The 12,950-nt window shown below is 64.7% G+C and carries 12 protein-coding genes; 1 reads left to right on the top strand and 11 read right to left on the bottom strand.

Features of this window, described 5'->3' with window-relative positions:
• Nucleotides 1–27: 27 nt before the first annotated feature.
• From M2D63_RS07350 to M2D63_RS07335, 4 genes are all read right to left on the bottom strand, one after another.
• A complete protein-coding gene (locus M2D63_RS07350) occupies nt 28–1,095 on the bottom strand; it encodes a YCF48-related protein (RefSeq protein ID WP_285862180.1) in 1,068 nt (355 codons plus the stop codon).
• A gap of 69 nt (nt 1,096–1,164) precedes the next feature.
• Complete coding sequence (locus tag M2D63_RS07345) at nt 1,165–2,523, bottom strand: DUF1329 domain-containing protein (protein WP_285862179.1); 1,359 nt, start codon at nt 2,521–2,523, stop codon at nt 1,165–1,167.
• A 38-nt stretch (nt 2,524–2,561) separates the two neighbouring features.
• Entirely contained in the window at nt 2,562–4,517 is a 1,956-nt protein-coding gene (locus M2D63_RS07340) for a DUF1302 domain-containing protein (RefSeq protein WP_285862178.1), read from the bottom strand.
• Nucleotides 4,518–4,601: 84 nt separating this feature from the next.
• Nucleotides 4,602–5,168 (bottom strand): alpha/beta hydrolase, encoded by a 567-nt coding sequence (locus M2D63_RS07335; RefSeq protein ID WP_285862283.1) that lies wholly within the window; start codon nt 5,166–5,168, stop codon nt 4,602–4,604.
• A 276-nt stretch (nt 5,169–5,444) separates the two neighbouring features.
• Between M2D63_RS07335 and M2D63_RS07330 the strand changes: the two genes are divergently transcribed.
• Complete coding sequence (locus tag M2D63_RS07330; RefSeq protein WP_285862177.1) at nt 5,445–6,455, top strand: AraC family transcriptional regulator; 1,011 nt, start codon at nt 5,445–5,447, stop codon at nt 6,453–6,455.
• A 106-nt stretch (nt 6,456–6,561) separates the two neighbouring features.
• On the opposite strand, the gene M2D63_RS07325 is transcribed toward M2D63_RS07330, so the two are convergent.
• The 7 genes from M2D63_RS07325 to M2D63_RS07295 all read right to left on the bottom strand — a co-directional run bounded on the left by M2D63_RS07325 (nt 6,562) and on the right by M2D63_RS07295 (nt 12,929).
• Nucleotides 6,562–7,569: a YeiH family protein gene (locus M2D63_RS07325; RefSeq protein ID WP_285862176.1), complete on the bottom strand. Its 1,008-nt coding sequence runs from the start codon at nt 7,567–7,569 to the stop codon at nt 6,562–6,564.
• Nucleotides 7,566–7,892 carry a Rieske 2Fe-2S domain-containing protein gene (locus M2D63_RS07320; protein WP_285862175.1) on the bottom strand — a complete coding sequence of 109 codons (327 nt, stop codon included), beginning with the start codon at nt 7,890–7,892 and terminating at the stop codon, nt 7,566–7,568. The genes M2D63_RS07325 and M2D63_RS07320 overlap by 4 nt, the downstream gene beginning before the upstream one ends.
• A complete protein-coding gene (locus tag M2D63_RS07315; protein WP_285862174.1) occupies nt 7,889–8,542 on the bottom strand; it encodes a DsbA family oxidoreductase in 654 nt (217 codons plus the stop codon). The genes M2D63_RS07320 and M2D63_RS07315 overlap by 4 nt, the downstream gene beginning before the upstream one ends.
• Nucleotides 8,543–8,547: 5 nt before the next feature.
• Nucleotides 8,548–9,855, bottom strand: coding sequence for an MFS transporter (locus tag M2D63_RS07310; RefSeq protein ID WP_285862173.1), 1,308 nt, complete (start codon nt 9,853–9,855; stop codon nt 8,548–8,550).
• A 108-nt stretch (nt 9,856–9,963) separates the two neighbouring features.
• Nucleotides 9,964–11,016 carry a 3-keto-5-aminohexanoate cleavage protein gene (locus M2D63_RS07305; protein ID WP_285862172.1) on the bottom strand — a complete coding sequence of 351 codons (1,053 nt, stop codon included), beginning with the start codon at nt 11,014–11,016 and terminating at the stop codon, nt 9,964–9,966.
• 70 nt (nt 11,017–11,086) lie between these two features.
• Nucleotides 11,087–11,935: a TauD/TfdA family dioxygenase gene (locus tag M2D63_RS07300; RefSeq protein WP_285862171.1), complete on the bottom strand. Its 849-nt coding sequence runs from the start codon at nt 11,933–11,935 to the stop codon at nt 11,087–11,089.
• A gap of 13 nt (nt 11,936–11,948) precedes the next feature.
• Nucleotides 11,949–12,929, bottom strand: a complete 981-nt coding sequence (locus M2D63_RS07295) for a quinone oxidoreductase (RefSeq protein ID WP_285862170.1) — start codon at nt 12,927–12,929, stop codon at nt 11,949–11,951.
• Between the last annotated feature and the right edge of the window lie 21 nt (nt 12,930–12,950).

Here is a 12,950-nt window from a genome sequence, read left to right as displayed (position 1 = left end):
AGGGTTTCTCTTGTTATTCGCCAGCGGTTATTCGAGGGCCTGGGTACGTACGCCACGCTCGCCTACCAGCACCAGGTCGGTAGCTGCATCGAAGGCGACGCCGCTGACCGGGGTACGGGTGGTTTGCTTGAGCGGGCTGAAGCTTGCGCCGTTGTCGCGGCTGCTCAGCAGGTCGCCTGCCTGGCTGGCCAGCCAGAGCTGCCCGGCGTTGTCGACGCCCGACGCGGTAATGCTGATGCCAAGCCCGGTGTTGACCGGCTGCCATTGCTGGCCACCGTCTTCGCTGCGAAACACATGGCCGCGCAGTCCGTAGGCCAGCAACACGCCTGGCTTGCCGGTCAGGCCGAAGTAAGTACCGCTGTAGGGCGTGGTCAGCCGGGTGAAGTGCTGGCCGTCCTCTGCCAGCTTGAGCAGCAGACCCTGTTCGCCGGTGATGTACAGCGCGCCATCGACACTGGCCAGGCTGGTCAGGTGCAAGGCCTGGGGGTTGTCCGTGCGTTCCAGCCAGGGCGTCCAGTGCTGGCCGCCGTCGGCGGTGTACAGCAGCAGGTTGAATACACCCACCGCATAACCGTGCTGGGCGTCGGCGAACCAGACATCCAGCAGCGGCTTGTCGGCGCCTTCGGCCTGCAGGCGCTCGCCCTCGCCGATCAGCGTCGGCCAGCGTTCGTCGTTCGGGTTGGCCTGGGCCTGGGCGCGGTAATGCGCCAGTACCTGCTCGCCGAGCACGCGACCGTCCAGTTGTTTTTGCCAGTTCAGGCCGCCATCGCGGCTGTGCAGGATCACACCGTCGTTGCCCACCGCCCAGCCAAGCTCAGGGGTTGGAAAGCTCACGGCGTTGAGGTCGGCACTGGCGGGGACCTGGGCTTGTTGCCAGTGGCTGCCCAGATCATCGGAATACAGAATATGGCCACGTGTGCCCACCGCTACCAGGCGCGAGCCGGCCGCGGTCACATCGCGCAGGGGGCTGGCAGCGGCCAGGGCGCTGGGCATGGCCGGCAGGTCCAGCACGTCCACGTAAACATCGGCCTGGGCCGTGCCTTGCAGCACGCTCCAGGTCAGCACCAGCAGGCTCCATCGCTTGAAACAATACATACCCGATCCTCCGGATAGTTCAACCAAAGGGCCGGGATCGAAAGACGACCCCGGCCCCCATGTTCAGACTCAGCGAATACCGGCGCCGGCCAGCGACTCTGGCGACCACTGGGTCTTGGACAGCGGATCGATGTAGCGGATGCCGCCGTAGGCACCGACCACGCCGTTGAGGTTGTAGGTGCCGCCGATCAGGTCGTAGATCATGAACGGGGTGGCATCCGGGGTCTGCTTGTCGTAGCTCTGGCTGAGGAAGGCGAACGAACCACGGTACAGCTGGCCACGGGCGTCATACTGGTCGGAGGCCAGAGCGATCCAGCTGTCCTCGTCGAGGTAGAAGCGGCGCTTGTGGTAGATGTGACGGGCGCCATCCTTCAGCTTGCCCTCCACCACCCAGACGCGGTGCTTCTCCCAGCGTACGAACTCCGGTGCCAGGTGATTGGCGGTGGTCAGTTGCTTGACGTCGGTGTTGTAGGTCAGGCGGTAGGTGTTGTACGGCACCACCATTTCCTGCTTGCCGACCAGGGTCCAGTCGTAGCGGTCCAGGGCGCCGTTGAAGACGAACACGTCATCGTAGGTACCCGAGCCCGAGGTACCCGGGTTCGGCGTGTCGTAGGCCAGGTTGGGCGCAAGCTTCACCCGACGCTGGCCCGGCAGGTACTGCCAGGCACTGCGTGGCTGCACCAGCGGGTTGGCGGCGTCACGCAGCATCATCGCTTCACCGGCGCGGCGGGCCGGCGCGGTGTAGGAGAGCTTCATCTGGTAGTAGGTGTCCTTGGCGCCGATCACCTTGCCCATGTCTTCATAGATGGGATAGCTGATGTTGGCCTGGCCGGTGGTGGACAGGGTCGGCTTGCCGGCGGCATCGACGTTCCAGGAGTCGTACTTGGCGGTCATGCTCACGCCCTGGTAGCGCAGCAGGAAGTTCCACATGGCCTCGGCACCGGTCTGCGGAATCGGGAACGGAATGCCCGGCAGCACGTTGTCGACGGCGGTACCGCCTTCCTGGCTGTGGGCACCGGTGGCGTTCTTGCGGGTGTTGTCCAGTACCGCCTGTGGCAGCGCCACGGTGCGGTGGGTCGGGTAGACATCGACGCGGAAGGTCGGGAAGCGCTTGAGCAGTTCCTGGGTAGTGGCCGTCAACTGGCCTTTGAACTGGTCGGCGTTCTTGCCGTCGATGACCAGCACCGGCTTCTCGGACTCGAACGGGTCCGGACGCATGCTTGCACCGCTCTTGAAGCTTGCCGGTGGCGTTACCAGGCCACCTTGGTAGGCAGGAATGGAGCCGTCGGCATTGGCGGCTTTTTCGGCACCGATGCCGGTCAGGCTGGTGCCCAGGCGTGCAGCCTGGTCGCTGGAAACGGCCGCGTGAGCGGAGTTGAGGGCAGCCAGCGACAGGCACGTGGCCAACAGGGTCTTCACGTAGTTCATGGTTATTGTTTTCCTGTGATGTCTGTTAAAGACGGGGCTCAAAAGGTGGTTTTGAGGGTGAGGTAAAGCGCGCCACGGTCCTCGGTAGTGGCGCCGCCACCGGAGAAGGATGAGTAGCCGCCGCCGAAGCAGGTGTAGTCCTGCTCGCCGTCCAGGGCATTAGGGGTTGCACCGTCGGTCTGGCCGTCGTTGCAAGAATCGGTTTCGCCAAAGCTGTCGACGTACTTGAGGTCGACGAAGTACTGGTTGTAGATCGCGGCGCTGACGCCGACGGCGTAGTTGCCGGTGTTCTCGGCGCCGCCGCCCTGTACCGGTGACACACCGTCCAGGCCGACGTTGACCGACAGCGGCATGCCAAGGTCGACGCCGGGCATGACCTGGTACCAGGTCGGGGTGAAGTTGACGGCGACACCCCAGTTGTCACGGGTCGGCTTGTCGATGCCGCGGTAGCTGCTCTTGCCCTTGTACAGCGCCTCGTTGTGGCCATCGAGCGACAGCAGGTTGCTGTAGAACAGTTCGCCCAGCAGGGTCGCCGAGTCGAACAGCGGCGTGTCGCCGATGGTCATCAGGCCGTTGAGGGTCCAGTGCAGGGTCTGGCCGGTAGCGCTCAGGCCGTCGCCGTCCTCGGGGTTCTCGACGATCACGCCGCTGCTGGCCAGGCGTGGCGGCAGCAAGCCGAGGCCGGCGGCAAGGCCGGTCGGGCCAGGTGCGCTGACGATCGCCGGGATACTGGCCAGCGGCATGTGGTGACGAATGTTCAGGTCGCTGCCGACGCTGACGCCGCCGACGTCCTTGGACAGGCTCAGGCCATACACGTCGATGTCATCGGAGTAGGCGAACTGGTAGGTCGCCGTCGACAGCGAGTTGTACAGGTTGCCCGCTGCGCGCTGACGGTTGCCCGCCGGGTTGCCGAACGGGCCGTTGACCACGGTCAGGCCACGGGTATCGAGCCAGGCCTGGGGCAGGATTTCCGAGGTTTTGCGGTAGTAGAAGCCCAGGGTGCCGCCCAGCCATTCAGGCGACCACTTGGCCATCACGCCCCAGTCGCCACGCTTGTCGGGGTTCAGGTCATCGCCACGGCGGATGGTGGTCAGGGCGCCACGCACCGGGATCAGGCCCGGGGTGCCGGTATGGCCGAGCAGGAAGCTCTGGGCGCCCTCGCCCACCACGTCCGAACCGCCATAGTAGGTGCCGGCTTCCGGCAAGCGGGCGGCATCCCATTCGAAGAAGTACTGGGCGCCGATGGTCAGCTCCGGGTTGACCAGGAAGTTGGCCGACAGCTGGTTGCGCGGCACGAACAGTTCCTTGGCTTCGGTGCCGGGAGACGCGGCCAGCTTGGCCAGGTCCAGGCCCGACTGGCCGTAGCTGAGCGAGTGCACCGGGTTGAGCAGCGTTTCACCCCAGAACAGGTTGTGCTGGCCGAGCTTGCCGCTCAGTTGCGAGCTTTCGCCGACCTCGGTGCTCATGAACACGAAGGCGTCGAGGATTTCGCCGGACGGGCCGGTGTAGTAGCGTTGGGCGTAATTGCTCAGGTGCGGGTTGCCCAGCGGCACGCCGGTGCCGGCCAGGCCATTGAGGCTGGGGTTGATACCGGACTGGTCGCCGTTGCCGTTGACGAACGGGTTGGAGTTGGAACCGGTGTTTTCATAGGCCTTGTCGTACCAACTGGCGGCACTGACGCGAAAGCCCATCTTTTGCTGGTAGATGACATCCAGCTCGGTCAGCAGGTCGACACGGTTGGTGATGTTGGTGCCGGCCTTGCGGAAGTTGTAATCGCCGTCGTTGTTGTTCGGCGTTGCCAACATGCGTTTGTCGGCGCTTTCGGTGCGCACGCCGTAGTTGTACTTGACAGTGTTGTCCAGGCGCACGGCCCAGTCTTCACTGCCGGTATCGAATTCGAACGCCTGGGCGCCCGGTACGGCCAGAAGGCCGAGGGCGCAGGCCAGCAGACGGCGTTGTGCATACACAGCACTGTGAGTGCGATGGTTCAGCATTGGGTGACTCCACGTATTGTTATTGTTGTCATGGCCGCCCGTCTTCTGCGGGCGTGGGTGTTGCGTCCGTGCGCGATGGCAGGTTTAGCGGTCCAGCGTCTGGATCAGGGCTTCGGCCTCTGGCCAGGGGCCGAAACCGGCCGCCGGGTTGAGGTGGCCGACGGCCCCCAGTTTCAGTAGATGGCTGCCCCAGCCCACGGCCATGGCCGTGACGGCTTCGAGACTTGCCAGGTGGTCGTTGGTGCTGCCGGCAACGATGCTCGGGAACGGCAGTGGCGTGATTGGCAGCGGGCTCCAGCCATTGGCGTGCAGGGTCTCGGGGCTCGGGTAGTTGGCCGGCCATTGCGCGTTCAGGTCCGGTGGTGCGGCCAGCAGCGCGCCTTTGATCGGGCGCTGGTAGCGGGCTGCCCAGTGGGCCACCATCAACACACCGGCGCTGTGCGCCACCAGGATCACCTCGCCATCAATCTGCTCGATCTCGCGCTGGATCGCTTCGACCCGGGCGTTGCAATCCAGACCGTTGACCTGCAACGGCGGTACGCAGCGGACCTTGGCCAGGCGTGCCTGGAGCAAGGTTTGCCAATGCTCGGCGACATGGTCGCGCAAGCCAGGGATGATCAGGACGGTAGCGGCGGTATGCAGTTTTTCCACGTCAGCACCTATGCTCAAGACACTCCGCTCACAGAATCAGTCGAGCGTTTGTAGCTTCACAGTAATCACCGCTCTCCCGCGGCGCTTTACATTGAGCGTCAGGTGCTTTTCATTTGATGACAGCGATGCTGACGACTGTCGGCGTTTGCTGGGGCTGGCGGTTTAGACGCGTTCGCGAGGTCTGGAAACAGCTTTTCATTTGATGACACTGGCGCTATAAAAGGTGAACCGCCACAGAAGCGGGACGCCAAATGAAAACGCGTGGAAAAGAACAATATGACCGCCCTTGTCCGTGCTGCGAGCCTGACCAACTACCTTGAGGTATCCCGTCACCTGGGCCTCAACCCCCATACTCTGCTAGCCCAGGTGGGCCTCAGTGCCAGTCTGCTGGATGATCCCAACCAGCGCATCGCCGTTTCTACCGTGGCCACCCTGCTGGAGGAATCGGCGCGGGTCAGCGGCTGTGAAACCTTCGGCCTGCGCATGGCCGAATTGCGCCAGTTGTCGGACTTCGGCGAAATCAGCCTGCTGCTCAGCCACCAGCGCACCCTGCGCGATGCCTTGCAGGTCATCGTGCAATACCGGCACCTGCTCAACGACGCCCTGGCCATCCATATCGAAGAAGCCGGCAAGACCGTGATCATTCGTGAGGAAGTGGTCACCGGCCTGCCCAACAGCGGCCGTCAGTCCACCGAGCTTGCGATCGGCGTGATGCTGCGCCTGTGTGCCGCCCTGCTCGGTGCCCATTGGCACCCGATCAGCGCCAACTTCACCCATGCCGCGCCGGCCGACCTTGCCATTCACCGGCGCATATTCGGCTGCAAACTGGTGTTCGGCAGCGATTTCAACGGCATCGTCTGCCCATCCGCCGACCTCGACTCAGCCAACCCCCTGGCCAACGAAGCCATGGCGCGCCTGGCGCAACGCTACCTGGACAGCCTGCAGGCCGGCGGCAAGCTGTCGCTGGAGCTGGAAATGCGCAAGACCATCTACCTGCTGCTACCCATGGGCCGTGCCACCATCGAGCAGGTGGCGCAGACCCAGGGCATGAACGTGCGCACCCTGCAGCGGCGCCTGGAAGAGTGCGGGGTGACCTTCAGCGACCTGATCAACGGCGTGCGCCGCGACCTGGTGGTCCGCTACCTGGAAAACCCCAGCTATTCGCTGGGGAGGATTGCCGACATGCTCGGCTACTCGATGCCCAGCTCGTTCACCCGCTGGTTCATCACCCAGTTCGGCATGCCGCCGGCGGCCTGGCGGTCGCAGAATGGCATACAGGCCAGATAAATGTAGGGAATAGTGTGTGATCGGTGGGAGCGGGCTTGCCCCGCGATGGCGTACCGTCAGCCATATCGCATCGCGGGGCAAGCCCGCTCCCACCTGGGTCAATCCTTTACATCCAGTGCATCAACGCAATCACCAGCAGCACCAGGAACACCGTCTCGCCGACCATCAGGGCAATCGGCTTGAAGCCGACCGTGGCCAGTTCCTTGAGCTGGGTCTTCATTCCCAGGGCACTGATCGAGATCACCAGGCACCAGCGCGACAGGTCATTGACCGCGCCCTGCACCGCCGTCGACACCCAGCCGGTGCTGTTCAGGCACGCCAGCAGGACAAAGCCCACGGCAAACCAGGGCAGCAGCGGCGGCCGCTTGCCGCCGGCATCGAAGCCCGCCCGGCGGGTGATCATCGCCGCGCAGACGATCACCGGTAGCAGCATGGCCACGCGCATCAGCTTGACCACCGTGGCGATGTCGCCGGTCTCGGTCGACATGCTGTACCCCGCCCCGACCACCTGGGCCACATCGTGGATGGTCGCGCCAAGGAACACCCCGGACTGCTGCGGCGAGAAGTGCATCCAGTCGGCAATCATCGGATAGATGATCATCGCCAGGGTCGACAGCGCCGACACGCCGATCACGGTGAACAGCGTGGCATGTTCCTTCTGCTTGTGATGAGGCAAGGCCGCCGCCAGCGCCAGCGCTGCCGAAGCGCCGCAGATGGCCGTGGCTCCGCCGGTGAGCATGCCGAACAGGCGCTGGAATCCCAGGGCCTTGGCCGCCACCACCGATACCAGGATGGTCACCACCACCAGGGTCACCACCAGCGCTACCGGCTTCCAGCCAAGGCTGGCGATCTGTTCCAGGGTGATGCGCATGCCGAGCAAGGCTACGCCGATACGCAGCACCGTGCGCGCGGTGAACTCGATGCCGGGCTTGCAGCGCCCGTCGGCAGAGAGAAAGTTCAGGGCCAGGCCCAGCAACAGGGCGAACAGCATCACCGGCGCGCCGTAATGCTCACTGAGAAAACTCGCGGCAGCGGCGGCAATCAGGCTGACCATAAAGCCCGGTGCCAGCTCGCGAACGCGGTTGTTGACGGCGGAAATGGCAATGACGGTCATTGGCCGCACTCCTCGGAATCAAAAACGATGTACAACTGACCGCCCTCGCACTCGACCGGATAGCTGGCGACCTTGAGCGCGGTCGAATTGAGCAGGTAGCCGCTGGCCAGGTCGAAGCGCAGGCCATGGGCGCAGCACTGGATCACCCTGCCCTCCAGGCGCCCGCCGCACAGCGAGGCGCCCTGGTGCGGGCAACTGTCATCGATGGCGTAGAAGGTATCGGCGACATTGAACAAGGCCAGGCTGCGCCCCTCCCATTCCAGCAGGGAGCGACCGCCGCGCGGCGGCACCTGCTGGTCCGGCACACAGTAACGCTGACTCATACCGATACCGCCTCTTCCAGCGACTCGCGCATGGCGAGCAGCAGCACCTCGGCCGGCTGGGCGCCGGAGATCATCCGGCGCTGGTTGAAGCGAAAACACGGCACGCCGTCGGCCGCATAGGCGTTGGCGCCGATGAACGGGCTGCCGTCGCCGCGCAGGCAATCGGCGACCTGTGCCGGCATCAGGCCGCAGTCCTGGGCGATCTGCAGCAAGGTGGCGTGATCGCCGAGGTTCTTGCCCTGGTGGAAGTAGGCGGCAAACAACGCCTCCAGCATCGCCTCGGCCTGCACCGGGTTACCCAGCGCCACGACGCGCTGCAGCAGGCGGTGGGCGTCGGCGGTGTTGGGCATGCGGCTGATGCGCGAGAACTCGATGTTCTCACCCACCGTACCGGCGGCCTGACGCACCTGGGCCTGGCGACGGCGCACGGCCTCGTCGCTGCCCAGGCGCTGACGGTAGAACGCCTCGAACGGCTGGCCCTCGACCGGCATGTCCGGCAGCAGCTGCACGCCACGCCAGCGCGTGGTCACCTGCAGCTGCGGGTACTCCTCACGCAAGTGCGCCAGGGCGCTTTGCAGATGCCGTTGGCCGATCAGGCACCACGGGCAGATAAAGTCGAAAAAGACCTCGATCGACAGTGCGTGTTTCACGGTTACTACTCCTGGGCCGCGCCTGCTTCGCCCGGTTGCGACGCATTCAGGCGGGCCATGTCATTGTGGTAGTGGCGCTTGGCGATGAAAAACACCGCCGCCGCGCCGATGCTCATCAGCGGCACCAGCTGGAAGGCGGCGTGCAGGCCGATGACGTCGGAAACCCGACCGGTGATCAGGGGACCAGTAGCCAGGCCCAGCAGGTTGTTGGCCAGGGTCAGAGTGGCGAACGCCGTGCCATGCACCGCCGCATGGGTCAGGTTGGCGACCATGGCGCTGGACGGTCCGTTGGTGCCGACGGCGATCATCATGCCCAGGCAGATCAGCACCAGTTGCGCCGTGCCGGCCGGCAAGGCAAAGGCCAGCGACAGCAACAGGCAGCTGCCCAGGCAGTAGCCGATCGCCAGGCTGATCTTGCGGTCCGGGCGCTGGCGGCCCAGGCGGTCGCAGAGCATGGCACAGAGGATGGTGCCGATGCCGCTGCACAGTACGATGATTGCCGCCAGGACGCCCGCCTGGTCGGTGCTCATGGCGTAGTAGCGGTTCAGGTAGCTGGGCATCCAGACGATGACCGTACCACCGACGAACAGTTGCAGGCCGCTGCCGACGTAGGCGGCAATCACCGAACGGCTGCCGTACAGGCTGTGCAGCGGCCGGGCTTGTTTGCAGGCCTGGCGGGTCATGCGCTGGGGCGCGATCTTCGCTTCCTTGACCACCAGCGGATACAGCAGAGCCAGCAGCAGGCCGAAAGCGGCCATGCCGGCGAACGCCCAGCGCCAGCCGAGATGCTGGGCCATCACGCCGCCCAGGGCCATGCCCAGTACCGAGCCGAACATGCCGCCGGCCATGAAGGCACCGGCCAGGGTCGCACGCATGTCACGGGGGAACACCGCGACCACCACGGCGATACCAACGCTGCCGTAGGCCGCTTCGCCGACGCCCACCAGGAAGCGGGCAATGAACATTTGCTGGTAGTTTTCCGCCAGGGCGCAGCCCAGGGTCGCCAGGCTCCAGAGCACGGCCATCAGCACCAGGCTCCTGACCCGGCCAAACCGGTCGGCCAGCAGTGAAAGCGGAAAGGTCAACAGCCCGACCATCAGGGCGACGATGCCGCTGAGCAGGCCGAGCTGGCTGTCGCTCAGGGCCCATTCGCCCTTGAGCAGCGGGAATACTGCGTTGAGCACCTGCCGCGACATGTAGTCGGAAATCAGCAGGCCGAAAGTCAGGGCAAAGACAACCCAGGCATAGCGCCGGGAAATCCCACGGGAAGTGTCGGTACCATCATCTGCGGCGCTGGCAATATAGGCGGCCATGCTGCCTCCTCTGGTTGTCTGGCGTAAGTCTTGTTGTTATGGAAAGCCTGACGTGCAGTGCTGCGTTTCGGCGGGTCGACAGGCGTCTGGCCTGTCGACCCCGACCGATCAGCCGCGCTGCGGAACCCCTTTCTGGCCTGGCTGGCGGTTAGGCGCCATGCCGTTGGCCTTGAGGGTCTGTTCAATGCTGCTGTACTGCTCGCCGATACGGTAGATGGCGCGGGCCTCTTTGCCGTTGGCGATCTCGCGACCCAGTTCGTGGGCCATGCGCACGGTCTGCTGGATCTGCTGTACCGAGGTAAAGCGCTTGCCGTGCTGGTCGATGATGGTGTCTTCGATGCCGCAGCGCGGGTGCAGGCCCATGGCCAGGGCCATGGTGTTGAACGGCAGCACGTTCTTGAGCAGCGATTCGGCGGTCAAGGTGCAGCCTTCCGGCGCGCGGTGGATGAAGTTGAAGAAGTTGAACGGGTTCGGGCCGTCGAAGCCGCCACCGATGCCGATCCAGGTCAGGTTCAGCGGGCCCATGTAGTCGCCGCGGCGCACGATGCGCTCGAGGGTTTCCAGGGCGTGGATGCCGGTCAGCTGGAAGTGCGGCTGGATATTGTTGTCCTGCAGGCGGCGCAGGTGCTCGCGTACCCAGGCCGGGCCCGCCGGTACGGTCATTTCACTGTAGGCGGCCTGGAATGCCGGGTTGGCCAGCGAGGTGCCTTCCAGGTACTCCGGGTACAGCAGCTCCATGATGTTCATTTGCGTGGTGTTGATCGCCACGGTGACCTGGTCGGGCTTTGGGGTCAGCTCGGCGAGCATGTGGCGGGTGTCGTCCGACAGCCACTTGGCCGCTTCGCCGTCGCTTTCCGGGGCAAAGGAGATCGAACCGCCGACCTGGATGATCATATCCGGCACGGCTTCACGCACACCGGCGATCAGCTCGTTGAATTTGGACAGGCGCTTGGAGCCCTTGCCGTCCAGCTCACGTACGTGCAGGTGGAGCACAGTGGCGCCGGCTTCGTAGCAGTCGACTGCCTTTTGCACCTGTTCGTCCATGGTCAGCGGAATGTCTTCGGGGAAGTCCTCAGGCATCCATTCCGGGCCGTAAGGGGCGACGGTGATCACCACCTTCTCCATGTTTTCCGGGTGCAACGAATCGTCGAAGAATTGCATGCTGTAGTCCTCGGTATTGTTATTGTCTTGGCCACGCCATCAAGGGCGCGCAGGTAGTACGGGTTGGGGCTCAGTAGGTGCGGTCACCCTTGATGCCAGCGCGTTCCATCTTGCGGTGGCAGGCCGGGTAATCCATGACCGCGTAATGCTGGGTGCTGCGGTTGTCCCAGATCGCCACGCTGTTGGGTTTCCAGCGCCAGCGCACCTGGTACTCGGGCAGGTAGGCCTGGCTGATCAGGTAGCGCAGAAGGTCCGAAGCGCCGGGGTTGGCGTCCTGGCCGAAGCGCACGCGCTGCGGGGTGTGGAAGTTGGTGAAATGGGTGGTGAAGGCGTTGACGAACAGCACCTGCTCACCGGTTTCCGGGTGGGTACGCACCACCGGGTGCTCGGCATCGGGGAACTGCGCCTTGAGTGCCAGGCGCTTTTCCATCGGCATGGCCGCGCCGAAGCTGGCCTCGATGCTGTGGCGGGCACGCAGGCCTTCGATCTTGGCCTTCACATCGTCCGGCAGGTTCTGGTAGGCCAGGACCATGTTGGCCCACATGGTGTCGCCGCCCACCGGCGGGCATTCGATGCAGCGCAGCACGCAGCCCATGGGCGGTGCTTCGCGCCAGGTGGCGTCGGTGTGCCAGGCGTTCTCGTAGCGATCGGCCGGCTGGTCCGGACGCTTGTAGATCTGCACCAGGCCCGGATGGTCCGGGTCGCTGCCGGCCACCGGGTGGTCCTCCAGGTCGCCGAAGCGACGGGCGAAGGCCACGTGCTCGGCGCGACTGAAGTTCTGGTCGCGCAGGAACAGCACACGGTGCTTGAGCAGTTGCTCGCGCAGTTGGGCGAACAGGTCGTCGTCGTGGACCGCGTCAGCCAGGTTGACCCCGGTCACTTCGGCACCGATGGCGCAAGTCAGTTGTTCGATGTGCATGCTGCTGCCCTCTTCAGATGACGAAGATCGACGAACCGGTGGTTTTGCGCGCTTCCAGGTCACGATGGGCCTGGACCGCGTCCTGCAATGCGTAGTGCTGGTTGATCTCGATCTTGATCCGACCGCTGCTCACGTGCTCGAACAGCTCACCGGCCAGATCGGCCTTCTCGGCCGGGTCGGCAATGAAGTCGGCCAGTGCCGGACGGGTCATCATCAGCGAGCCCTTCATGGCCAGCAGCTGTGGGTCGAACGGCGGGATGGTGCCGGAAGCAGTACCGACGCACACCATCAGGCCGCGGCGCTTGAGCGAGTCGAGCGAGGACATGAAGGTGGTCTTGCCGACACTGTCGAACACCACGTTGGCGCCTACGCCGTCGGTCAGTTCGCGTACGCGCTTGGCCACGTCTTCATGGCTGTAGTTGATGGTGTGGGTGCAACCATGGGCCCGGGCCACTTCGGCCTTGGCTTCGGTGGACACCGTACCGATCACATTCACCCCCAGCAGCCGCGCCCACTGCGAAACGATCAGGCCGACGCCCCCAGCGGCAGCGTGCAGCAGCAGGGTATCGCCCGGCTTGAAGTCGTACAGGCGGCGCATCAGGTAGGCCGAGGTCAGGCCGCGCATGGTCATCGCGGCGGCGCTTTCGAAGGCAATGGTCTCGGGCAGCTTGATCAGCGCGGCGGCCGGGATCAGGCGCTCGGTGCAGTAGGCCCCCAGGGTGTTGAGAAAGCCGGTGTAGGTGACGCGGTCGCCGACCTTCACATTGGTCACGCCTTCGCCCACCGCCTCGACCACACCGGAGGCTTCCACGCCCATGCCGTTGGGCATCGGGATCGGGTAGGTGCCGTTGCGGAAATAGGTGTCGGCGTAGTTCAGGCCGACGGCCACCTGGCGCAGGCGAGCCTGCCCAGGACCTGGCTCACCGACCTCGGCGTCCTCATAGCGCAACACTTCGGGACCACCGGTTTCGTAGAAACGTACGACTTTTGCCATGCCAGTTACTCCAATCATCCT

The sequence above is a fragment of the Pseudomonas sp. BJa5 genome (assembly GCF_030272875.2).
Lineage (GTDB): Bacteria > Pseudomonadota > Gammaproteobacteria > Pseudomonadales > Pseudomonadaceae > Aquipseudomonas.
Note: the sequence above shows the minus strand (reverse complement) of the source record. Positions and strands in the feature narration are given on the sequence as shown.